At 53.6% G+C, this 21,045-nt stretch carries 23 protein-coding genes and 1 riboswitch; of the genes, 8 read left to right on the top strand and 15 right to left on the bottom strand.

All coding sequences use genetic code 11. From position 1 onward, the window contains the following. Positions 1-31 precede the first annotated feature (31 nt). Entirely contained in the window at positions 32-400 is a 369-nt protein-coding gene (locus QWT68_RS01055) for a magnetosome magnetite crystal formation protein family (protein ID WP_040285849.1), read from the top strand. Between the two features lie 81 nt (positions 401-481). Next, the gene (gene map, locus QWT68_RS01050) at positions 482-1,228 is read left to right on the top strand and encodes a type I methionyl aminopeptidase (RefSeq protein ID WP_040285850.1); all 747 of its coding nucleotides are present in this window, start codon (positions 482-484) and stop codon (positions 1,226-1,228) included. A gap of 42 nt (positions 1,229-1,270) precedes the next feature. Here map and QWT68_RS01045 read toward each other — a convergent pair whose 3' ends face one another. The 7 genes from QWT68_RS01045 to QWT68_RS01015 form a co-directional block, all read right to left on the bottom strand. Then, positions 1,271-2,431, bottom strand: coding sequence for a DEAD/DEAH box helicase (locus QWT68_RS01045; RefSeq protein ID WP_040285851.1), 1,161 nt, complete (start codon positions 2,429-2,431; stop codon positions 1,271-1,273). Between the two features lie 67 nt (positions 2,432-2,498). Continuing rightward, positions 2,499-3,956 (bottom strand): amidase family protein, encoded by a 1,458-nt coding sequence (locus QWT68_RS01040; protein WP_290149117.1) that lies wholly within the window; start codon positions 3,954-3,956, stop codon positions 2,499-2,501. 75 nt (positions 3,957-4,031) lie between these two features. Continuing rightward, entirely contained in the window at positions 4,032-4,181 is a 150-nt protein-coding gene (locus QWT68_RS01035; protein ID WP_290149115.1) for a Fur-regulated basic protein FbpA, read from the bottom strand. A gap of 126 nt (positions 4,182-4,307) precedes the next feature. Beyond that, positions 4,308-5,006 (bottom strand): cysteate racemase, encoded by a 699-nt coding sequence (cuyB, locus tag QWT68_RS01030; RefSeq protein WP_040285852.1) that lies wholly within the window; start codon positions 5,004-5,006, stop codon positions 4,308-4,310. Positions 5,007-5,136: 130 nt separating this feature from the next. Beyond that, entirely contained in the window at positions 5,137-6,186 is a 1,050-nt protein-coding gene (locus tag QWT68_RS01025; protein WP_290149113.1) for a lipid II:glycine glycyltransferase FemX, read from the bottom strand. A gap of 62 nt (positions 6,187-6,248) precedes the next feature. After that, complete coding sequence (locus QWT68_RS01020) at positions 6,249-7,469, bottom strand: carboxylate--amine ligase (protein WP_040285853.1); 1,221 nt, start codon at positions 7,467-7,469, stop codon at positions 6,249-6,251. Between the two features lie 163 nt (positions 7,470-7,632). Further along, positions 7,633-8,355 (bottom strand): YebC/PmpR family DNA-binding transcriptional regulator, encoded by a 723-nt coding sequence (locus QWT68_RS01015; RefSeq protein WP_040285854.1) that lies wholly within the window; start codon positions 8,353-8,355, stop codon positions 7,633-7,635. Between the two features lie 163 nt (positions 8,356-8,518). Then, positions 8,519-8,622: riboswitch (TPP riboswitch) on the top strand. A gap of 79 nt (positions 8,623-8,701) precedes the next feature. Here QWT68_RS01015 and QWT68_RS01010 point away from each other — a divergent pair. The 5 genes from QWT68_RS01010 (at position 8,702) to QWT68_RS15645 (ending at position 11,705) form a co-directional block, all read left to right on the top strand. After that, on the top strand, positions 8,702-9,706 hold the full coding sequence (locus QWT68_RS01010; RefSeq protein WP_290149108.1) for an ABC transporter substrate-binding protein: 1,005 nt from the start codon (positions 8,702-8,704) through the stop codon (positions 9,704-9,706). Between the two features lie 13 nt (positions 9,707-9,719). Beyond that, positions 9,720-10,010, top strand: a complete 291-nt coding sequence (locus QWT68_RS01005; RefSeq protein ID WP_040285855.1) for a thiamine-binding protein — start codon at positions 9,720-9,722, stop codon at positions 10,008-10,010. Further along, positions 10,007-10,783 carry an ABC transporter permease gene (locus tag QWT68_RS01000; protein WP_040285856.1) on the top strand — a complete coding sequence of 259 codons (777 nt, stop codon included), beginning with the start codon at positions 10,007-10,009 and terminating at the stop codon, positions 10,781-10,783. Before QWT68_RS01005 ends, QWT68_RS01000 begins: the two co-directional genes overlap by 4 nt. Then, entirely contained in the window at positions 10,770-11,522 is a 753-nt protein-coding gene (locus QWT68_RS00995; protein ID WP_040285857.1) for an ABC transporter ATP-binding protein, read from the top strand. Before QWT68_RS01000 ends, QWT68_RS00995 begins: the two co-directional genes overlap by 14 nt. 63 nt (positions 11,523-11,585) lie before the next feature. Further along, a complete protein-coding gene (locus tag QWT68_RS15645; RefSeq protein ID WP_244898673.1) occupies positions 11,586-11,705 on the top strand; it encodes a hypothetical protein in 120 nt (39 codons plus the stop codon). A 58-nt stretch (positions 11,706-11,763) separates the two neighbouring features. Here QWT68_RS15645 and QWT68_RS00985 read toward each other — a convergent pair whose 3' ends face one another. The 7 genes from QWT68_RS00985 to msrA all read right to left on the bottom strand — a co-directional run bounded on the left by QWT68_RS00985 (position 11,764) and on the right by msrA (position 18,849). Further along, entirely contained in the window at positions 11,764-13,488 is a 1,725-nt protein-coding gene (locus tag QWT68_RS00985) for an AAA family ATPase (protein ID WP_290149105.1), read from the bottom strand. Between the two features lie 610 nt (positions 13,489-14,098). After that, positions 14,099-14,323, bottom strand: a complete 225-nt coding sequence (locus QWT68_RS00975; protein WP_290149103.1) for a hypothetical protein — start codon at positions 14,321-14,323, stop codon at positions 14,099-14,101. 229 nt (positions 14,324-14,552) lie between these two features. Continuing rightward, entirely contained in the window at positions 14,553-15,254 is a 702-nt protein-coding gene (locus QWT68_RS00970) for a Na-translocating system protein MpsC family protein (RefSeq protein ID WP_052461689.1), read from the bottom strand. 53 nt (positions 15,255-15,307) lie between these two features. Continuing rightward, positions 15,308-16,114, bottom strand: a complete 807-nt coding sequence (locus QWT68_RS00965; RefSeq protein ID WP_040285860.1) for a Cof-type HAD-IIB family hydrolase — start codon at positions 16,112-16,114, stop codon at positions 15,308-15,310. A gap of 120 nt (positions 16,115-16,234) precedes the next feature. Beyond that, positions 16,235-17,089, bottom strand: a complete 855-nt coding sequence (locus tag QWT68_RS00960) for an STAS domain-containing protein (RefSeq protein WP_040285861.1) — start codon at positions 17,087-17,089, stop codon at positions 16,235-16,237. Positions 17,090-17,196: 107 nt separating this feature from the next. Beyond that, positions 17,197-17,991, bottom strand: coding sequence for a 3D domain-containing protein (locus tag QWT68_RS00955; RefSeq protein ID WP_290149101.1), 795 nt, complete (start codon positions 17,989-17,991; stop codon positions 17,197-17,199). A gap of 186 nt (positions 17,992-18,177) precedes the next feature. Next, a complete protein-coding gene (gene msrA, locus QWT68_RS00950) occupies positions 18,178-18,849 on the bottom strand; it encodes a peptide-methionine (S)-S-oxide reductase MsrA (RefSeq protein WP_290149099.1) in 672 nt (223 codons plus the stop codon). Between the two features lie 306 nt (positions 18,850-19,155). Here msrA and QWT68_RS00945 point away from each other — a divergent pair, with 306 nt between their 5' ends. Next, the gene (locus QWT68_RS00945; protein ID WP_290149097.1) at positions 19,156-19,368 is read left to right on the top strand and encodes a hypothetical protein; all 213 of its coding nucleotides are present in this window, start codon (positions 19,156-19,158) and stop codon (positions 19,366-19,368) included. A gap of 53 nt (positions 19,369-19,421) precedes the next feature. Here QWT68_RS00945 and QWT68_RS00940 read toward each other — a convergent pair whose 3' ends face one another. Then, on the bottom strand, positions 19,422-20,978 hold the full coding sequence (locus QWT68_RS00940) for an ABC-F family ATP-binding cassette domain-containing protein (RefSeq protein WP_290149096.1): 1,557 nt from the start codon (positions 20,976-20,978) through the stop codon (positions 19,422-19,424). Positions 20,979-21,045 lie beyond the last annotated feature (67 nt).

Raw genomic sequence — 21,045 nt, 5'->3', positions numbered from 1 at the left:
CAAACCGTTTCTCTGAAAGGAGCCTCCTGCCATGACATCCGCTAAAGCGCTTTCGTCTCTCAGCTACTTCAGCATCTTTTTCGCCCCCCTTCTCGTTCCGCTCATCGTCTGGTTTGCTGTGGAGGACCGGGACGTCAAGCACCATTCCAAACGGGCCTTCATTTCCCATCTGATTCCCGCATTTCTGATCGCTGCCGCTTCCGTATTTTCGTTTTTCCGCCTGCTTACGATGAAGACCCGTACTGAACAGCTACTGACCGATCCGGGTGCAGCCGGGATGCTGGAATCCTACAGTTACATGGGCGCCGCCCCGCTGCTCATCATGCTCGCTTACGGCTTCCTGTTCCTGATCGTCCTGATCTGGAACATCGTCCAGGGCATTAAAGTGTTCAAACTGTAGAAGAAACAGCCTGTTCGAAGTGCGGCAGAAACTTGTGGTATAGTAAGGAAGACAACCGACGTACAGAAAGAAGGATTTAACATGATTGCAAAGACAGAAGAGGAAATTGCAGGTCTGCGTACAATCGGACGGATCGTAGCGGAAATCCGCGAAGAGATGAAAGCCGCCACCAAGCCCGGCATGACAACGAAGGAGCTGGATGAGCTCGGCGGCAGGCTGTTCGCAGAAAAAGGAGCTGTGTCCGCCCCTATCGACCAATATGACTTCCCTGGCTATACGTGCCTCAGTGTCAATCACGAAGTGGCGCATGGTATCCCGGGGAAACGTGTACTGAAGGATGGGGATCTCGTCAACATCGATGTCTCCGGTTCTTATGGCGGATATTTTGCGGATACTGGAATTTCATTTGTCATCGGGACTGCCGATGACGCGAAACAGCGGCTTTGCGATACAGCAAAACGCGCATTCGACCGTGCGATGACAAAAGTGAAAGCGGGATCCCGCCTGAATCAGATCGGAAAAGCGGTGGAACGGGAAGCGAAGGACAACGGTCTGAAAGTCATCAAGAACCTCACCGGCCATGGGATCGGCACGTCACTTCACGAAGAGCCGCAGCATGTGCTCAATTATTTTGATCCATGGGAGCCGACGATCATGAAAGAAGGCATGGTTCTGGCCGTGGAGCCATTCATCTCCCAGAAAGCTGAGCATATTATCGAAGAAGGCGACGGCTGGACGTTCATCACTCCTGATAAGTCCCTTGTCGCGCAGATCGAGCATACGATCATCGTCACGAAAGACAAGCCGATCATCCTGACGGAAATCTGAAAAAAGGTCCTGCCCGGAACACTCCGGGCAGGACCTTTTTTGTTAGTTTTTCTTTTTCGGCATCGTGCGGGCTGAAGTGCCGACCGTCTTGGAATTGCCCTCGATCAGTTTTCCGCCGTGCCACACTTTCTGCACGGGCTTGTAGCCTTTTGAAAGTTTCCGGTAATCCCGTTCCTCCGCATAGGACAGCAGCGTCAGTACTTCTCCGTCCGCTCCCGCCCTGCCAGTCCGTCCGGAACGATGGACATACTGCTCGATCGTGTGCGGGACGTTGACATGGATGACATGCGTCAATCCTTCGATATCGAGTCCGCGTGCCGCGAGGTCGGTGGCGATGAGGATACGGATCTCCCCCTTCCGGAACTTATCGAGCGTCTCCTGCCGCTCGAACTTCGTCATATCCGAATAGAGCACGCCGACGGGAGCGCCCTCGTATTGGAGTTTCATCTCTTTCATGCGCAGCTGGTCGACATTATTCAGGAATGCGAGTCCCCGCATGCCTTCCACGTGTGACAATCCCCGCAGGAGATCCGTTTTGTTCCTTACATCCGTCTTCACATACGAATGGATGACTTCCCCGGAGGCAGGCATCTCTTCGGCCGTCACTTTCAGCCGGATCGGGTCTTTCATGAAACGTGACGCCACGTCCTCAATCTCTTCCGTGATTGTCGCGGAGACGACAGCGACCTGCCGTCCTTCATGTGACGCCTCGATGATCCCTTTTACCATGACCCGGTTTTCGCGTGACAGCAGCTGGTCGCCCTCATCCAATATGATATGGCGGACTTCCGTCATCTTGAGCTTTTTGTTCTTGATGAGTTCCGCCAGCCGGCCTGGGGTCCCGACAACGATGGTCGGTTTCTTCTTCAGCTTCTCGATCTGACGCTGCATGTTGGCGCCGCCGATCAGCTGGGTGACCGTTACCTGTGTACCTGCCACCCATTCACGGATAACATTGACGATCTGCATCGATAATTCCTGTGAAGGCGCGATGATCAGTGCCTGCGTCTGCTTTCTGCTGCCGTCTGTCAAATTCAGCAGCGGCAGTACGTACGCAAGCGTCTTTCCCGACCCTGTCGGTGATTCTGCGACAACATCACGTCCGGCCAGCATCTCCGGAATCATCTGTTCCTGGATGGGCATTGCGTTCTCGAATTTCCATTTTTCCTGAACCGTACGTTCAAATCCTTCTAAAAAGGACATAGCCATCCCCTCTTTCACTCTCTTCCTTCCAGTTTACCATAACTGGAGGTCCGCTTGTTAGTCACTTCTAGACAATTGAGGGTGTCTGCCTTGCCTGTGTCAGCTGTTCGAATGCATAGGCATAGCCGATCAGGTCCGGTTCCGAGAATGCTTCCCCTGTGAACGTCAGCCCGAATGGCTCGCCTTCCGCAGTTACACCAGCCGGGACCGTGACGGACGGATAGCCTGCAGCCGCTTCAAAGCTGCAACCGTGATCCTGAGGGAATACGAGCACGTCCACCCCGTTTTCCTCCATCGCTTTCCCGAGAGCGACATTCTCAGCGAGATGGCGGTTCCGGATGAGTGCTTCAATATATGCAGGTTCCGTCAATCTGCCACTCCGATTGTTGATGTCCTTCAGCAGCTCCTGGCCATAAGCGAGGGTATCCGCCGGATGTTCTTCGTTGTAACGGATGATGTCATCGACTGAGCGGATCGGGTTTACTGCAGGGGTCCTGCCGAGATACGCGTTCAGCGCGGCCTTGCACTCGTGCAGCAGTACGTCATACCATAAGTCATCTTCCTTCGTCCCTAAGTCGATCGTTCTGATAATCGCACCTGCCTGCTCCAGTACAGCCAGCGCCGACTCGAACAGCCCCATCCGTTCATCGGACACTTCGCGTGCGAAGATCGATCGGGCGACACCGACCCTGACGCCTGCCAGCGAATCCTCGGACAGGAAGCCAAGCCAATCGTCAGCCGCCCGGAATGGGCAGGTCGCTGTGACTGGGTCTTCCGGATCCTCTCCGAGCAACGCCTGGAATACGATAGCCGCATCTGAAACTGTTCTCGCCATCGGACCAGGCGTATCCTGCGATACCGACAGCGGAATGATGCCCCGCCTGCTGATGGCGCCGACGGTCGGTTTCAATCCGACAATCCCGTTCTGTGCAGCCGGATGGATGATCGACCCTGTCGTCTCCGTCCCCATGCATGCGGCTGCCAGACTTGCTGACGCGGCCACAGCGGAGCCCGAGCTTGAACCGCCGACTTCGAAGGGACCGTAAGGGTTTTTGACTTGCCCTCCGCGGGAACTGTAGCCGTTCGGCATATCCTCGGACAGGAAATTCGCCCATTCCGTCATATTCGTCTTTCCGAGAAGGACTGCTCCCGCTTCGCGCAGTTTTGCAGCCAGGAACGAATCGCGCGGCGCATAATAATCCGCAAGCGCCAGGCTGCCCGCGCTTGTATGCATCGCGTCTCCGGTATCCATGTTGTCTTTCAAAAGGATCGGGATCCCGTGCAGCATGGAACGTCTGCCTGTCTGCTGCCGCTCCCCGTCGAGCATCTGTGCAATCTGCAGTGCGTGCGGGTTCACTTCGAGAACAGCGTCCGTCTCCTGTCCGACAGTTGCTATCCGGTCCAAATAGAACAGGACCAATTGTTCGGCGGTCAGTCTGCCGTCCTCCATCGCCTGCTGCAGCGTCAAAATATCGGTATCGATCACCCAGCGGAACTTGTCCCGTATCGATGTACTGCTGTTCATGACATCTCCCCGTTTCCGTGTTTTTCCCTGATAACAAAACCGGCTAAGGGAAAAGTCCTTAACCGGCTGTCAGCATTACACTTGCTTATAATATTCTTTCATGAGTGAGTAGAATGGAAGTTCATACAATTGCTTTCCGTCGATTTTAAAGACACCGCGATCCACCAGGCGCTGTATGACATCCTCGCGCTTCATATCCATTTTGGTTTCTTCGATTTTCATCATCTTGCTTGTTCCTCCTTGTTCTCGGACCCATCTATCTATTCCTTTTCCAAAGGGGTCGTAAACCTTACAGCAGGGCATTTCGACAAAGAAAAATAAAGAAGCCGGAGAGGCAGAAAACCTTTTGTCTCAGCGATTTCTCAAAGGTGCACCACAACGGATGACTGTCGTTTCGGACAGAACACGGAGTGCGTCGATGAATCGGCTGCCGAGCGCCAGTTCCTCCTTCACGATCGACAGCTCGGTGCATCCGAGAATGATCCGGTCGCACTGCTGTGCTTCCATAGCGGCGGTGATTTCGTTCCAGACCGCTTCATCTGCAGGCTGTCCCGCTTTCACCTGATCATAGATGACACGCATCACCAGCTGCTGGGTGCTGTCATCGGGCACTACAGGTGTCAGTCCGGCCTGTCTGCAGGCATCCTGGTAGACGCCGGCCCGGATCGTACCTGTCGTCGCCAGGATCCCGACACGCACCGCCCCTTCCGCCGCCGCCCGATCCGCCGTCTCCCTCACCATATGGATAAGCGGAATGCCGATGGCCTGCTGGATATCTCTGTAGAATGTATGGGCCGTATTGCAGGGAATTGCAATGACATCAGCGCCGAGCGCCTCGAGCTTCTTCGCGTCTTCCACGAGCCGGGGCACAGGGTCCTCCTTCGTATCGTCCAGAATGAACGCCGTACGATCGGGAATTGCGGTGTCATTCAGGATGATCATGTTGATGTGTTCCTGATCGGTCTTTGCATCGGTCAGCCTGACAACCATATTGCCGTAATACATCGTAGCCAGCGGACCGACACCGCCGATGATTCCTAATGTTTTCATATGTCATCTAACTTTCTGTACGGATTTTTCATATTTGATGAATGCTCTTCTTATAGGAACGAACGGATATCCGTTAAGTTCCGCCAGCAGGGGCCGGCAATTGAAAAAGAGCTGCCGGAGCAGCCCCTGTTCAATTGCGTTTCAGTTTTTTCTTCAGCTGCTGCACCTTCGGCACGACTTTCACGAACATGCTGTACAGGAACGGCTTGTAGACGTGATCGATTTCGCCGATATATGTTGTCACACTTTCCTCTTCATCATTGAAGAAACTCTTCTTGAATGAGTAGAGGCCGTCCTTTTCCGAATCCGTGCTGAAAATACCGCCTAAATCGTATGAAACCGCTCCTTCATCGAGTCCCCACTTCATCATCTCGAAGTTCATAAGATGATTCGGGTTCATGTTGCGTTTGACGTTCGTGCTGCCGGCATAAAGATAATACATTTTACCGTTATAATTGATGGTGACAGCGCCGGCCAACTTGTCCCCTTCGTGCGTCATCAAATAGACGCGGAGACCTTCGAAGTTATCGCGGAGCTTGACGAAGTATTCATACGACCGTGTCGTGATATGGTTCCGCTCCGCCATCGTCTTGTAAATGTCGTAGAACGCAGTGAGATAATCATCGGTCCGTGCCCAGGATGTCTCGACCCCTTTTTTCGCAGCACTGCGGATCAGGTTGCGTGTTTTTTTCCGGAAGCCCGCCATCAGTGTCTCCTCGTCCTTCCCGTCGAGCTGGACGATCATGTTCATGCGCGGCTGGATGAGATCATCCTTTCCAGCTTCCGAGTTGTGCACGGTGTAGCCGGCATCCCGGTAGATCCGGTCAAGCCGGTCATCGTATGCCGCTTCGGGATCCATTTTCAAAGCGAACGCTTTGTGCTTTTTCGCCAGCGGCTCAGCTTCTTTGATGAGCGCGGCCACTTTCTTTTCATCGTAAACATCACAGACAGGTCCGCGCGGTGCATAGAGCAGCGAATAACCGCCCGGTACGCGCTTGATGAGCAGGGACATTGCCGCGACAATCTCACCCTCTTCTTCCAGATATACTTGTTCATTGCCCCAATCGTCTTTAACGTGCGACCAGTTCAGGTCCTGTGTCAAAGCCCGATGAGGAGAGGACCGGATGAACGCATTGTAGCGTCCGACATCGGCCGCATTGTTTTTATCCAAAATTGGCACTGAATTGACACTCCTTAGCTGCAGTACACCTGCCGAGGACAGATGCGGCTGTACAATTGCCGTTAGTCTTTGTGTTTAAAATACTGATCGAACCGCTTGTAGTAGCTGCGGTAATAGTTGCGGAGTTTCAGCGTGCGCATCAGGTTCTTGTCCTGCTCGTAATACAGTGTGGACGCCGTCTTCCCTTCGCGGATAAGCCGTTTCACCTGACTTTTGAGCTGATCATCCATCGTGTACTTGACGAGCAGTTTAAGCGGCACCGCATGCCAGAGAACTTCGTTGCGGCCGTATTCCACGGGGTTGTCCCGATGATAGACACGGTCTTCCACCAAATACTTCGCCATGTTGTAGCCGTTCGCTGTGACGAAGAAACTGCTGCGTCCCTGACGGATGTTAAGTTCGAAGATTTTATATTTGCCGTCCCGGCGGTCGTACTTCAAGTCGATATTCGCATAGCCGGTGAACCCGATCGCTTCAAGGAACGTTTTGTACTGGTCGTACAATGCCTGGTTCTCCTCGCCGACGATGCCGACGTAGTTGCCGATCAAAACCGGCGTGTAGTCTTCCAAGATCACATGTCCAAGGCACATCATCCGCACTTTGCCGTTGCGGTCGCAATACGCATTCAGCACGCGCATGACCGTATCATCGCCGGGAATGTAATCCTGGATAATCAGTTTCCCATCGTAAGACGAGCCGTAGATCTTCTCAATCGCATCGACATACTCCTCTTTCGTATGGAGGACGTACGCCTTTTTTTTCCCTTCGAACTGCGCGATGAAATAACGCATGCTGTCCGAAGGCTTGACGACAACCGGAAAGTCGAATGGAAGAGGTGCGTGGGGATCCATGCCCTTTTCAAACATGACCGTGTCCGGGTAATCCAGGTTGTATTTCTCAGCCATATCGTAGAAGTTCTCTTTGAAGATGATATCATCCATCATCTGTTCATCCACAAACGGCAATATGTAATAAGGTTCCAGCTCGCTGCGGCTGCGGACCGCAAGCTCGACGTAGTTTTCGTTACTTGCTATCAATAGAAGTTTTTCCGTGCGTTCCAGCAGGTCATCTTTCAGCTGCAGCAGGCTCTTGACGAACACAGCAGGCTCGTCGAAGTCCGCAAAGATCCGTTTGTCGACGATCTTACTGTGCATCGTTGACAGCAGTTCGCCTTTCGTCGCCACGATGCTGACAATCCCATACTGTTCATGGAAAGCGCGTGCCATGCCGTATGCGTTGTCATCAGACCCGAGTATGACGGGCAGAAAATCCGTTTTTTCCATGAGGCTCCTCCATTCCGGGACAGCAAAACAGCACAGGGGCGCGTGTTCAATCACTGTCCGTACCTGTCACAAGTTTAGCCTACCCCCTATTGCAAGTCAAGAAACGGAGGCGGCCTTATACAGACGGAAAAAAGCCGCTCCGGTTCCCCGGAACGGCCAGTCATTACTCGTTTTCGAGATCGACGTTATGGTAGACCTGCTGCACATCTTCCAGATCTTCGATGGCATCGATCATCTTTTCAAACTGCTCGGCAGCTTCCGGATCCAGCTGGACATCATTCTGCGCGATCATCATCAGTTCTGCGACGGTGAACTCAGTGATGCCCTCTGCTTTGAACGCTTCCTGCACATCGTGGAATGCGGATGGGTCCGCGTAGACGAGCACTTGTCCGTCCTCTTCCGAAATATCATTGACGTCGACGTCATGCTCCATCATCAGCTCCAGTACGTCATCCGCTGTTTTGCCTTCGACACCGAATACCGCCGTATGGTCGAACATATATGCGACCGAGCCGCTGACTCCCATGTTGCCGCCGTTTTTGCCGAACGCTGCACGCACTTCGGAGGCTGTCCGGTTAACGTTGTTTGTCAGTGCATCGACAATGACCATGGAGCCGTTCGGTCCGAAGCCTTCATAGCGGAGTTCGTCGTAATTCTCGTCGCCTCCGCCTTTTGCTTTCTCAATTGCCCGCTCGATGATCGTTTTCGGAACGCTGTACGTCTTCGCACGCTCCAGAACGATCTTCAGCGCCTGGTTCGATTCCGGATCCGGTTCCCCCTGTTTCGCTGCTACATATATTTCACGGCCGAATTTTGCGTAAATCCGGCTGGTATTCGCATCTTTTGACGCCTTCTTTTCTTTGATGTTGTTCCACTTACGGCCCATTGTGACCACTCGCTTTCTGTTTGCAGAATCAGTTGTAATTTCCTTACTCCTCAGTATATCATGACTGAATTCAATGGGAAAAGGAAAAACCGCCCGAAGAACCGAGTTGCAGGTTCACCGAAAGTATGGCAAAGTAGTAGTTGGATAGACTAATTTCATCACTGACAATATGTAGGGGTACCGGACAACCGGTTGAGATGCAGATTCTGCAGACCCTTTGAACCTGATCTGGGTAACGCCAGCGGAGGGAACATATTCATTGCATAATGATTATGTGACGCGCACTCCTGCTGTATGGGAGTGCGCGTTTTCTTGTTGCAGTGTGAACCAACAGGAGGGAAACGGATTGAAACGATTGACAGGCATCCTGCTTCCCGCCATGCTTCTGCTCGGCGCATGCGGAAGCGGAGGCGGCGGTGAAAACGCCGAGGATACAGGCAGTAGTAAGGACTCCGTGAAAAATGTCCGCTTTGCGCTCGATTGGACGCCGAACACGAACCACACGGGAATCTATGTTGCTCAGGAAAAAGGCTATTTCAAGGATGAAGGGCTGAACGTGGAAATCATCATGCCGGGCGAGGCGGGAGCTGACCAGCTCGTCGCATCAGGAAAAGCAGAATTCGGAATAGGTGCACAGGAAGCGCTGACCGAGGCGCGCGCAGCGGATATCCCGATCGTCTCGATCGCCGCGCTTATCCAGCACAACACATCGGGCTTCGCTTCCCTGAAAGAAGAAGGAATTGAATCCCCGAAAGACTTCGAAGGCAAAAACTATGGCGGCTGGGGCGCACCTGTTGAACAGGCTGTCGTCAAATCACTCATGGAGCAGGATGGCGGCGACGTCAGCAAAGTGAATTTCATCAACATGGGGTCTTCCGACTTTTTCACGGCAATCCGGCGGGATGTGGATCTGGCCTGGGTGTATTACGGCTGGACAGGAGTCGAAGCCGAGATGCGGGGCATGGAACTCAACATGCAGTACTTGAAGGATTATTCCGATAAGCTCGATTATTACACACCGGTCCTGACGACTGGCGAAAAGCTGATCAACAAGGATCCGGACACCGTCAGGGCATTCACAGCCGCCACAGTGAAAGGTTATGAGTTCGCGATTGAAAATCCCGAGGAAGCTGCGGAAATTCTGGCGAATGCCGTACCTGACCTGGACCCGGAACTCGTGAAGAAAAGCCAGCAGTGGCTCTCTCCGAAATATCAGGATGACGCCCCGCGTTTCGGCGAGCAAAAGCTTGAAACCTGGACAAACTATGCGGACTGGATGAAAGAAAACGGGCTGCTTGACGGGGAATTCATTCCCGAAGACGCATTCACAAACGACTTTTTACCGAATTGAGGAGGAACCCGAAATGGCTAACGCACTTGTCAGCATTCAAATCATCCCGAAGACACCGAACGGAGAGGATGTCATCCCGTACGTGGATGCCGCGATCGAAGTGATCGACAGCTCCGGAGTCCCTTACCGGGTTGCGCCGCTCGAGACGACGATGGAAGGTGAACTCACTGAACTCCTCGGAATCATCGAGAAGATGAACACCAGGATGACGGAGCTAGGTGCCGTGAGTGTCATTTCCCAAGTGAAGATCTATATGAACCCTGAAGGCGCGTCCATGGGCAGGCTGACGGAGAAGTACGATTGAGCACGTTATGGAAAAAAGGATGGCGGCCCGCTGCGGTCCTCATCCTTTTGCTCTTTCTGTGGGAAGCTGCTGTCCGGCTGTTCAGCGTTCCCGCCTGGCTTCTCCCCAGACCGTCAGGGATTGTGGCAGAAGCTGTGACTGGTTCGGCACTTTATTTACCGCACATCGTATCGACGATCACCTTGTCCGCCGCCGGCTATTTCGCGGGGCTTACAGTCGGCATCGGCACAGCTGTCGTCCTGTTCCGTGCGCCGGCGCTGCAGCAGGCGTTCTACCCGCTGCTCATCCTCTCGCAGAACATCCCGGTGATCGTCCTGGCACCGCTTCTGGTCATCTGGTTCGGCTTCGGCATCCTGCCGAAAGTGATCGTCATTACACTCGTCTGTTTCTTTCCGGTTACGATCGCCGCACTGGATGGGTTCCGCCAGACGGACCGCGATATGCTTCACTATCTGAAGATGATCGGTGCCTCGGACCGGCAGATTTTCTGGAAACTGCAATGGCCGCATGCGCTTCCTTCCCTATTCTCGGGACTGAAGATTGCTGCAACCTACAGTGTCATGGGCGCTGTCATTTCGGAATGGCTCGGCGCAAGCAAGGGCATCGGTGTCTATATGACCCTTGCCTCTTCATCGTTCAAGACGGACCGGGTATTTGTCGCGATTGTTCTGATCATGGTGCTGAGCCTTCTCTATTTCGGGCTCATATCCATGGTTGAAAAAGCCGTGCTCCGTACACGCGGCAAAGGAGGGACTGCAGATGGCGCAGCTTGAACTGCATAACATAGCGAAGTCGTACGGAACGAACCATGTCCTTGATGCAATTTCGCTGACTGTCGGTGATGGTGAATTCGTCTCAGTCCTCGGTCCGTCGGGGAGCGGAAAAAGTACGATCTTCCAGCTGATCGGCGGCTTGTATCCGCCCGACAGCGGCACGATATCCCTCGATGGAACGGTAGTGAACGGATCGAGAGGCCATATCAGCTACATGCCCCAGAGCCCCGCGCTGTTCCCGTGGCGCACCGTACTGCAGAATGTGCAGCTCAGTGCGGAAATCGCAGGCACTGCACAGGATACGGAGAAGACGCTCGGCCTGATACAGAGCGCCGGTCTTGCAGGCTATGAGCATGCGTACCCCGGTGAATTATCGGGCGGCATGAAGCAGCGTGTGTCGTTCATCCGGAGTCTGAATGCGCCGCAGCCGATCATCTGCCTCGACGAACCGTTTTCGGCGCTCGATGAATTCACACGCCTTGAAATGCAGCAGTGGCTGCTGTCCATCTGGGAAGCGAACCGGAAGTCGATCCTGTTCATCACCCATGATATCGACGAAGCCCTGTTCCTTTCCGACCGGATTCTCGTGCTGTCGAACAAACCCGCAGTGGTGAAACGGGATCTGACTGTACCGTTCGCACGGCCGCGATCCGAGGAGCTGCTGCTCAGTGAAGAGTTCCTCCAGCTGAAACGCGATATCTACGATGATCTCCGAAAAGAAATACATTCCAGCAACTGACAGGTTTACCCTGCTTCCGCTTACGGGAATGGAGTACTACTAAGTTGTTGGGGAGAGATTGCTATGAAACTGACCAAAGTCGTGAAAAGCGCGATCAAATGGGGACCGATCATCCTGCCGGTCGTCATGAAATTTATGAATGACAAAAAAGAGCAGAACAGGCCTGCAGGACGCAGACGCTGAAAAAAAGCTGTCCGGGAATCCAGTCGGATTTCCGGGCAGCTTTTTGTATAGTTCTTATTCAGACGAGTACCGCTTCTTTCTTTTCACCGCAGACGAGGGCGTGCACTTCCTCACCGTCCAGCGTCTCTTTCTTATACAATTCCGTCACCAGGTTCTCGAATTGCACGGCATGCCCCGTGATGAGCTCTTCGGTACGTTTGACAGCCGTATCGAAGATCTCCTGCATTCTCTTCTCTTTATCCGTATTGCTGAATGTCAGGGTGAAGCCATCCTGCAGCAGGCCGGTATCCACCATCTTGCCGATGATGTCTTTCGCCTGCTCGACGTCTCCGCTCACTCCGATGCTGTGCTCTCCGAGATAGAGACGTTCCGCGATACCGCCGCCGAGGATCATACTCACCTGGTCGAGCAGTTCGCTGGCCGTCTGCAAGTGGAGCTCCTTTTGGATGGGAGCTACATAGCCGAGCGCCTGCCCCCGCGGAATGATAGTCGCCTTGCGGACGGAGTGCGGCTTTGTGAGGGCCGAAATAAGGGCGTGGCCCGATTCGTGGATCGCCACACGGCGTTTCGTCAGCGGATCGTTCAGCGTGCGGGACGTATTCCCAAGAATCGTACGGTCGATGGCGAAATCCATATCACTTTTATCGATTTCCGTCCGGCCTTCCCGGATCGCCCGTTTGCTCGCTGTCGTAAACAGGGCACTGATCTGGGCACCAGAGAAACCGGATGTGCTTTCCGCAAGCATGTCGAGGGAGGCTGCGACGTTCGGCGCGAGCGCCTTGCCTTTCGTATGGATATCCATGATCTCACGCCGGCCGACAGTGTCGGGCAGCGGCACCTGGAATGTGTAATCGATCCGGCCGGGACGGAGGAATGCTTCGTCGAGCATGTCTTTCCGGTTGGTCGCCGCAACGAACAGGACGCCTTCGTTATCCGAACCGCCATCCAGCTGGACGAGCAGTTCCGTCAGCGTCTTTTCCCCTTCTTCCCCGCCGTGCGCCTTCCGTTTGCCGGCAAGTGCGTCGACTTCATCGATAAAGATCACCGCGTTGCTCTGCTTTCGGGCATTCTGGAACAGTGTCCGGATACGCGACGCACCGACACCGACGAACAATTCCGTGAACGCCGCACCGCTTGACGAGTAGAACGACGCACCGATTTCGTGTGCAATCGCCTGGGCGAGGAGCGTTTTACCGGTCCCCGGAGGCCCTTCGAGCAGAATGCCTTTCGGCGCTTTCACGCCGAGTGCCGCAGAGCGTGCAGGGTCTTTGATGATTTCCAGAGTCTGATGGATTTCGTCTTTCATCTCCTGTGACAGGCCGCCGATATCATTCAGCGTGATATCGGGGAGCGGCGTTTCCTTCGAAGCGCTGTGCTTCATGGATGAGGCGCCGACCCCGAGCTTCCCTTTCCGCTGGAGGACGAAAAACGTCAGCAGGGCCGCCAGCAGAAGCCCCCCGACGATGTACCCTGAGGCATTGCTGCCCGAATAGGTGTAGGAAACATTATATGTTTTGACAAGCTGCTCCGCCAGTTCGCTTGCAGGACGGACGTTTGTCACATACAGGCCGCTTTCTGTCTGCAGATAGAGTTTGCCTGATGAGGTCTCTTTCAGTGAAGCTTTGTCGGTCGCAGCCGCCAGCTTCTGCTCGAGTGAGGCATAGGACACCGGGTTTGCACGATGGGCATCACTGGTCAGCCAGAAAAACACCGAGGCCGCGCCAATGACTAACAGGGACAGGATGATATAAACTTTTGAAGCAGTCGATTTCCCGAACTTCAAATACTCCAGCTCCTTAACTAAGATACTTTCATTATAGGGAGTTCCCTGAGGAAAAGACAACCAATTTTCTGCATTATCCTTGTCGATTACGTGAACTTTTATTTAACATAAAAAGAATAGCTGCCGACTGGCGGTATTCCAGGTCCGGATGCCTCATTGAGCAGACGGTAAAGCGTCCGGACACCCTATTTTGCCGGCTGACCGATTCTAACGGGAAACAGCCAAACAATACCATTGCATTTTTCCGCAGTCAGGCGTAAGATAAGTCCATAAGCTGCATTGTACGTATTCCCATAAAGTTTTAACCTTTAAGCTGTAAAAGGGAGTTTTATATAGGACTGGAAATGGCAAGCCGGCCACTTCGCTGGCCGGACGGACAGGAAGAGTCCTGCGAACACCCACTTTGAGGAGTGGTGGTTTAAAACTTTCTATGTATTGCAATACGGCAAAGGCGGCCATATCAAAAACGCACTTCCCTTCGCGGGCAGTGCGTTTTTTTGTTTTTCAGTTATGCCAGAACTTCAAAAATATCCGGGATACCAGATGCCCCGGGGACTGCTATGCTTCCCAGCCACAGCGGACAGCCGGCGGACTGGTCTGGCATCCCGGTTCATGCTTCACCATCTGCGGGCGGCAAATTATACGGAAAGACGTTCAGCCCGTCATGGGTGCAATGGGAACAAGAGATATAGCGTTCCGTCTTCTTCAAGTACTCGATCTTTTCCTCGGAATCCGTGAATTCCCGTGCGTCCGAAGGCGTACCGATGAATCCGCACGCGTCCCCGGCTTTTGCGCCGTTATGGATTTTTTTGTTCAAATGGTCGATGAAATACATACCGATCCCAGCCTCTCATACATAATAAAAATAAAAACGCCAAAAAGAATGAACTGAATCATTCTTTTTGGCGTTATTGCCAGCTCTATTGTCTGGAATACTCAGCCTGCGCTATAGTGTGCCTTTATGCACGAATGGTACCTATCATTGTGATAAGTCTACCCTATCTATATTGGATAAAAAAGAGGACTCGCAGATAATTTACTCTGTTCGCCCAGTGCACTATTACTCACGTTTCCGTACGGGCCGGCCCCAAAATGAAAACGATATAGCCGACATCCAGATCGAATTCCCAATCCATGTAAACTTCCTCGATATCCCGCCTCAAGATCGGTTCAAGTCCCGCCTCTTTGAACAGTTTCCGCTCCAGCGGCCGCTTGACGAGCCGCAGCACTTCATCGTAGCCCTGCCGGACAAGCTCTTTCTCGATTTCCACTAGAATATCAGCCCGCTTGATGAGCACTGTTCGGTCATTCAGCCAGAAACTGTCTAAAAAGCCAGGGACCTTCTGCGATTTGGCATTTGCCTGTGCGACGCGCTTATGTAATTCTTCTTTATCCACCTCGTCAGGCCAGCTGAAGCCGTTTTCTTCCGGCGCCGCTCCTGTCAGCCCAATGATGATACCGGTGCGTTCGTCCAAGTTCCAATCCGCAAACAAGTCGGTGACTGTGTCTCCGAGCTGCTCCCCCAGACCTTCCATCAGAAGCGGACCGATTTCCTGCATGAGCAGATCCCGCGTTTCGAGAATACGCTTCTCTTCCCCCTGTCTGCAGAGGATCGCTTCCATGGGCGCCATGAATCCTTTCAGATGCATGACGACGTAGGGTTTTTGAATCGTCACGCGTATCGATGTCGGTCCTTTTCCGAAGTGCGTTCTGAGAAAAGTTGAAAGAAATCCTGTAATATTGGCTTCCGTACTTTTTCCACTCACAGTGACTCCCCCCTCCCTCACCGGACTCACCAGCCGCCCCGTGTTATACCGCGTTATTGGAACGCAGCAAGAATTTCATCCTTTTTCAGCAATCCGGCAGCAATGAGCCCTTTGGCGATCCCATCGTTCGAACACGTATCCGTGATCAGGTCCGCCTGTTCCTTCAACTCCGGAAGGGCATTTCCCATCGCGATGCCAGTGCCGACATACTCGAGCATTTCAAAGTCGTTCGGACCATCCCCGAACGCATAGCTGTTCTCTGTACGGATTCCGGTGTGCTCCATCACTTTCAGGATGCCGACCGCTTTCGAGGCTCCTGCCGGCAGCATGTCGACCGCGTTATTGCTCCAGCGGATGAACGAATAGTCCGGGTAGCGTTCCTTATACAGGTCCATATCCTCTTCTGAACAGTACACTTGGATCTGATGGACCGGCGATTTGCGGAACACTTCCTCGTCCACTTCCGGATAGCCGATCTTCAGTCCGCCGAGACTTCCTTGGATGAATGCGTGATCCGCCACGTTGGCCGCGAACTGATCATGGTTCGAATACGTAATGCCGTGCCCTTGTTCTTTCGCAAGCCCGGTCACTTCCGCCAGCATTTCTGCATCCATCGGGTTCGAGAAGATCTCCTGGCCTTCGAAAACCACATGCTGGCCGTTCATGGACACATAGGAGTCGAACTCGAGGTCCTTTGTCAGCTGTCTGAACATGAACGGGGAGCGTCCGGTGCAGATGACCGTGATGATCCCTTTTTTCCTCAATGCATGAAGAGCTTCCTTCGTGGAAGGCAGTATTGTTTTGTCCTCACTCATCAGCGTACCGTCCAAATCGAAAAATACAATTTTACGTTCTGTCAATTTTGTTCCTCCTTGCCGAAACGCCTTTTTCCGTTTCCGTCATCTTCCGCCAAGTCTATCTGATGAGGCTGTCGGGAAGCAACTTCCGTGATTCCGCCGTCCCCGTCATTATAAAGTTACTCAGTTTATTTTCTGGAATACGAACCGGTCTTTCAGCGCCTGCCGCAGGGAACTGTAAGTAGAAATCGAAGTGAAATCCAGTCCCAGCTGAATGGATGTCTGGGCAATCTCAGGACGGATTCCGGTGATCGTCGCTTTCACGCCGAGAAGACTGAGCACTTGGATCACTTCATAGATTTGGTTCGCTACCATCGTGTCGATGATCGATACCCCCGACAAATCAATGAAAAGATGCAATATATTCAATTCCGCGCACTTTTCCGGGACGGTTTCCAAAATCATCTTTGCACGGTCCGTATCGATATCCCCGACGAGCGGCAGGATCCCGACCGTCTCATTCACCTGGATGATCGGCGAACTGAGCTCATGGATCAGGCTCTGCTGGGCAGTGAGCCGAGTCGTCATCAATTTATAGTATTGTTCGGTGAATGCTGTAAGCAGTTCATCGAAGGCAAGATGGATCGTTTCGCCCCACTGGAGCACTGCCGAATTGGGAATGTCTGTGTCTTCTTCGCCAACGAAACGCTCAATTTTGCGCCAAAATACTTTGCGGACTCGGCTGATAGCCTCCACAACTTGGTGGATCGGGGTATTCGAAGCGACACGGCTCGCAGCCAGGAGCTGCGCCCATTCCCGTTTGAGTTCATCAAAATTGCCGGACGGCCCGAGCAGACTGCTGGCAATCGTCCGGTTCGTCATATTATTCTGTTCGCGCAGCATTTTTTCAGCTGCCTCGCCTGCATCAAGAGAGTAGATCGAGTCTTTCTCCTGATCGCGGAGCGCGAGCCAGTCGTCTGTAATCTCAGTTATCCTATCCATCAGATAGTCATAGACCTTTTTGTTCCAATCAATCATTATAGTTTGCCCCTATTCTTCTGCAATATGTATGTCATCCCGACTCCCATTCTACAGCAGTTTCAATTTTTCTGCAGGAAAAAGCCGGAGAGGTTGTCTCCGGCTGGTCAGTTCAGTACTTTCACCCGCACTTTTTTAACACCCCAGGCCACAGCTGACGACTGCGACGGAATGAACACATCAATCTTTTGTCCTTTGATGGCCCCGCCCGTATCTCCGGCAATCGCTTCGCCGTACCCTTCCACCCACACTTTCGAGCCGAGCGGAATGACGGACGGATCGACAGCGATTACTTTAAGACCTGGATTCGCCCTCAGGTCAATGCCCGTCCTCGTCGTTCCTGAGCATCCGGCGCAATATGCCGTGTAGGCTGTCGCGGTCACTGTAAGTTCTCTCCCTGATGGGGCGGAAACCGGGACGCTTGCTGCATCAGACGGCGGGGCGGCAGCCGGCTGTGCAGTCTCTGTCTTCCCTGAAATCGCAATGGTCTGCTTCGGCTCGATAGTTGCTGCCTTTACAGCGGCGGTTGTCATCCTGGCCTCATTCGTTGCCGAGCCGGGTGCACTCCGTGCAACATTCAGCGTATCACCTGGGTGAATCAGATCACTGGTCAATGCGTTCCAGGCAACAAGTGAATCCAGCGGAACCTTGTGAGCAGCCGCAATCGCAAACAGCGTATCCCCGGCTTTCACTGTATACGTAAGAGCAGGTTTTTCAATCTCTGCAGCTGTCTGTCCCACTTGCTGTCCGGTGCCAGCCGCTGTCTTGAAGAGGTGGGCCAGCTGTTCGGTCTGTTCCCCTGTTTTCGGTCCTCCCCGAAAGTCCAGCGGCTCAGCGGATGCAGTGGCTGCAAACAAGGACATCGCCGCCGCGAAAGTAACTAGCTGAAAAATGGTTTTCAAATACGTTCCTCCTTCAATGATTAAAATCTGTGTTCAGCCTGTGCTCCGGCTGAATCTGCTTGTAAGTATTTCCACAGATGCACGTTTTAATCATATTTTCAGGAAGTCGTTGGGAATGGAGCGGGCTCTGCATGGAAAAGAGCAGGCCTCCCATCCGGGAAACCTGCTCCGGTCTGTCACTTCCTATCACCATTTCATACTGTGGAGCTGGTCGATCAGTTTCGTTTGATCTGCTGCCGGGATCGGCCACGTCCTGATTTCGATGGTCAGTTCCTCTTTTGACCCGAAACTTTTCACCAGCCCATTGAGCCGCGCTGCGTAGGCAGACGGGGTCAGCAGTGATTCCTCCGGGTACAGGGCTGACAGCTGTTCCAGCGCTTTCGGATACCGTTTCAGATAGTATTTCTGATGCGGCTCCTCGGCGGGCGTGAACGAAGCGAACGGAGCGATGTCCGTTTCGATCGGTTCGCCGAGCCGGTCCTCCATCTCCTGTTTCACCCGTCCGATCGTCTCCTTCTGTTCTTCGCTGAAATAGCGTATCAGTGAAATGTACTGACGCCCTTTGTACTCGTCCCGGTTCGGGTAATGGTTCTCCCAGAAGACATGCAGCAGGTCCTCATAGGAAATGACTGACGGCCGGAAGACGATTTCGACCGTCTCCGTGTGGTCGCCCATGTTCCGGTAGACGGGCTGTTCTGTCGTTCCGCCGGCAAAGCCGACCCGGGTCCGCAGCACACCCGGCAGGCTGCCGAAACGGGAATCCGGCCCCCAGTAGCACCCCATCCCGAACAGCGCCGTCTCTTCCTGCTGCCCATGCAGCCCTTCCTCGATCCCGACAATGGTCTGTCCCTTTTCCATACGCTCACCCCTTGTCCTTCTGTACCCGATTGTGCCGGGTTTTGCACCTTGACTGTTTAAAAAGCAGCGGAGTGGGCTGCAGGGTGACGGACGGGTGAATACGGAGCATCGTCGGCAGGCCGGCCCTTGAATTGTGTCCGGATGCCGATACATTCGGCGAAGTGTCCGATAGGCCGCGCCAACTGTCCGATATCTTCGGCGGAATGTCCGATACTTCCCGCCAAGTGTCCGATACTCCCCCTCATTTGTCCGATCGCCTGGGGCAAAGACCTGACTTGCCCCTTTTCTCGCGCCAGGGAGTGTTTCGTGTACCAGCCAGCCGCCGCGCCCATGGTCGCTCCACAGAAAACGAGCGGCGCGAGCACCAGGCCGGCCCTTGAATTGTGTCCGGATGCCGATACATTCGGCGAAGTGTCCGATATGCCGCGCCAACTGTCCGATATCTTCGGCGAAATGTCCGATACTTCCCGCCAAGTGTCCGATACCTGCCCTCAACTGTCCGATAGGCCGCTGCACTAGTCCGGCGCCCGACCCAATCCAAAAAGGAGCTGCCGCGGCAGCTCCTCCCTCTCTTAAAACATCTTGGTCGTCCACGTCTCCCCGTTCCATACATGGTTCACAACGCCATCATAGAAATCCGGCTCGTGCGAAATTAGCAGCACGCTGCCTTTATAATCCTGCAGCGCGCGCTTCAGTTCCGCTTTGGCATCGACATCCAAATGGTTCGTCGGTTCATCCAGCACAAGCAGGTTCGTCTCCTCATTCACGAGTTTGCACAGACGGACTTTCGCCCGCTCCCCGCCGCTCAGCACTTTCACTTTGCTCTCGATATGCTTGGTCGTCAGGCCGACCCGGGCAAGTGCTGCACGCACTTCATACTGCGTGAAGCTCGGAAACTCGCTCCAGATCTCTTCCAGGCACGTCTTGTCGCTGTCCGATTTCAGTTCTTGCTCGAAATAGCCGATATGCAGGTGCTCACCGCGTTCCACAGACCCGGACAGTGCTGGGATTTCCCCCAGCACACTTTTCAACAGAGTTGTTTTCCCGATACCGTTCGCGCCGGACAGCGCGATCTTCTGCCCGCGTTCCATTACGAGATCCAACGGGCTCGACAGCGGCTCATCATAGCCGATCACGAGCTGTTTCGTCTCGAACAAGTACTTGCTCGGGGTCCGGGCCGCCTTGAAATCGAAATGCGGCTTCGGCTTCTCGGCATCCAATTCAATGACTTCCATGCGGTCGAGCTTTTTCTGGCGGGACTTCGCCATGCCGCTCGTTGCGGCATTCGCCTTGTTGCGCGCGACGAAATCCTTGAGTCCTGCAATCTCCTTCTGCTGCTTCTTATATGCGGCTTCCGCCTGCTGTTTCTTCATCTCATGGACACGCAGGAATTCATCATAATCGCCCGCATAGCGAGTGATTTCCTGATTCTCCATATGGTAGATCAGGTTCACGACACTGTTCAGGAACGGGATATCATGCGAAATGAGGATGAATGCGCTCGGATAATTCTGCAGGTAATTGCGCAGCCACTCGATGTGCTCGACATCCAAGTAGTTCGTCGGCTCATCCAGCAATAGGATATCGGGTTTCTCAAGCAGCAGTTTGCCGAGCAGCACCTTCGTCCGCTGCCCGCCGCTCAAGTCATTCACATCCCGGTCAAGGCCGAACTCGTCCAACCCGAGCCCGTTCGCGACCTCTTCCACTTTCGCATCGAGAATATAGAAATCATGCTGTTCGAGATCGTCCTGGATCTGACCGGTCTCTTCCAGAATCTTCTCCAGCTCATCCGGCTCCACATCCGCCATCTTCTCGAACAGTTCATTCATCTCACTTTCCATGTCGTACAAGTACTGGAACGCCGTCCGTAAGGCATCACGTATCGTCATCCCCTGTTTCAGTGCCGCGTGCTGATCCAAATACCCGACCCGCACACGCTTCGCCCAGGAAACCGTTCCGGCATCCGGCTCCAGTTTCCGGGTGATGATATTCATGAACGTCGATTTGCCCTCGCCATTCGCCCCGATCAGTCCGATATGCTCGCCGGCCAGCAGCCGGAACGAAACATCTTCAAAAATCGCACGGTCACCAAACCCGTGGCTTAAGTTCGATACTGTCAATAAACTCATTATGCACACCTGTTCTCTCTTCCAAGATTCAAGTGAAACGGCTGTCTCCCCATTTCACAACTACAAG

It is taken from the genome of Sporosarcina trichiuri (assembly GCF_030406775.1).
Taxonomy (GTDB): domain Bacteria; phylum Bacillota; class Bacilli; order Bacillales_A; family Planococcaceae; genus Sporosarcina; species Sporosarcina trichiuri.
The sequence above is the reverse complement of the archived record's forward strand: the minus strand, read 5'-3'. Positions and strand labels throughout refer to the sequence as shown.

Excerpts from the sequence above, each read along its gene's own strand:
- QWT68_RS01055 (WP_040285849.1), top strand. The coding sequence starts at position 32 with ATGACATCCGCTAAAGCGCTTTCGTCTCTCAGCTACTTCAGCATCTTT.
- map (WP_040285850.1), top strand. The coding sequence starts at position 482 with ATGATTGCAAAGACAGAAGAGGAAATTGCAGGTCTGCGTACAATCGGA.
- QWT68_RS01045 (WP_040285851.1), bottom strand. The coding sequence starts at position 2,431 with ATGTCCTTTTTAGAAGGATTTGAACGTACGGTTCAGGAAAAATGGAAA.
- QWT68_RS01040 (WP_290149117.1), bottom strand. The coding sequence starts at position 3,956 with ATGAACAGCAGTACATCGATACGGGACAAGTTCCGCTGGGTGATCGAT.
- QWT68_RS01035 (WP_290149115.1), bottom strand. The coding sequence starts at position 4,181 with ATGATGAAAATCGAAGAAACCAAAATGGATATGAAGCGCGAGGATGTC.
- cuyB (WP_040285852.1), bottom strand. The coding sequence starts at position 5,006 with ATGAAAACATTAGGAATCATCGGCGGTGTCGGTCCGCTGGCTACGATG.
- QWT68_RS01020 (WP_040285853.1), bottom strand. The coding sequence starts at position 7,469 with ATGGAAAAAACGGATTTTCTGCCCGTCATACTCGGGTCTGATGACAAC.
- QWT68_RS01015 (WP_040285854.1), bottom strand. The coding sequence starts at position 8,355 with ATGGGCCGTAAGTGGAACAACATCAAAGAAAAGAAGGCGTCAAAAGAT.
- QWT68_RS01005 (WP_040285855.1), top strand. The coding sequence starts at position 9,720 with ATGGCTAACGCACTTGTCAGCATTCAAATCATCCCGAAGACACCGAAC.
- QWT68_RS00995 (WP_040285857.1), top strand. The coding sequence starts at position 10,770 with ATGGCGCAGCTTGAACTGCATAACATAGCGAAGTCGTACGGAACGAAC.
- QWT68_RS15645 (WP_244898673.1), top strand. The coding sequence starts at position 11,586 with ATGAAACTGACCAAAGTCGTGAAAAGCGCGATCAAATGGGGACCGATC.
- QWT68_RS00975 (WP_290149103.1), bottom strand. The coding sequence starts at position 14,323 with ATGTATTTCATCGACCATTTGAACAAAAAAATCCATAACGGCGCAAAA.
- QWT68_RS00960 (WP_040285861.1), bottom strand. The coding sequence starts at position 17,089 with ATGATTGATTGGAACAAAAAGGTCTATGACTATCTGATGGATAGGATA.
- msrA (WP_290149099.1), bottom strand. The coding sequence starts at position 18,849 with ATGGAAAAGGGACAGACCATTGTCGGGATCGAGGAAGGGCTGCATGGG.
- QWT68_RS00940 (WP_290149096.1), bottom strand. The coding sequence starts at position 20,978 with ATGAGTTTATTGACAGTATCGAACTTAAGCCACGGGTTTGGTGACCGT.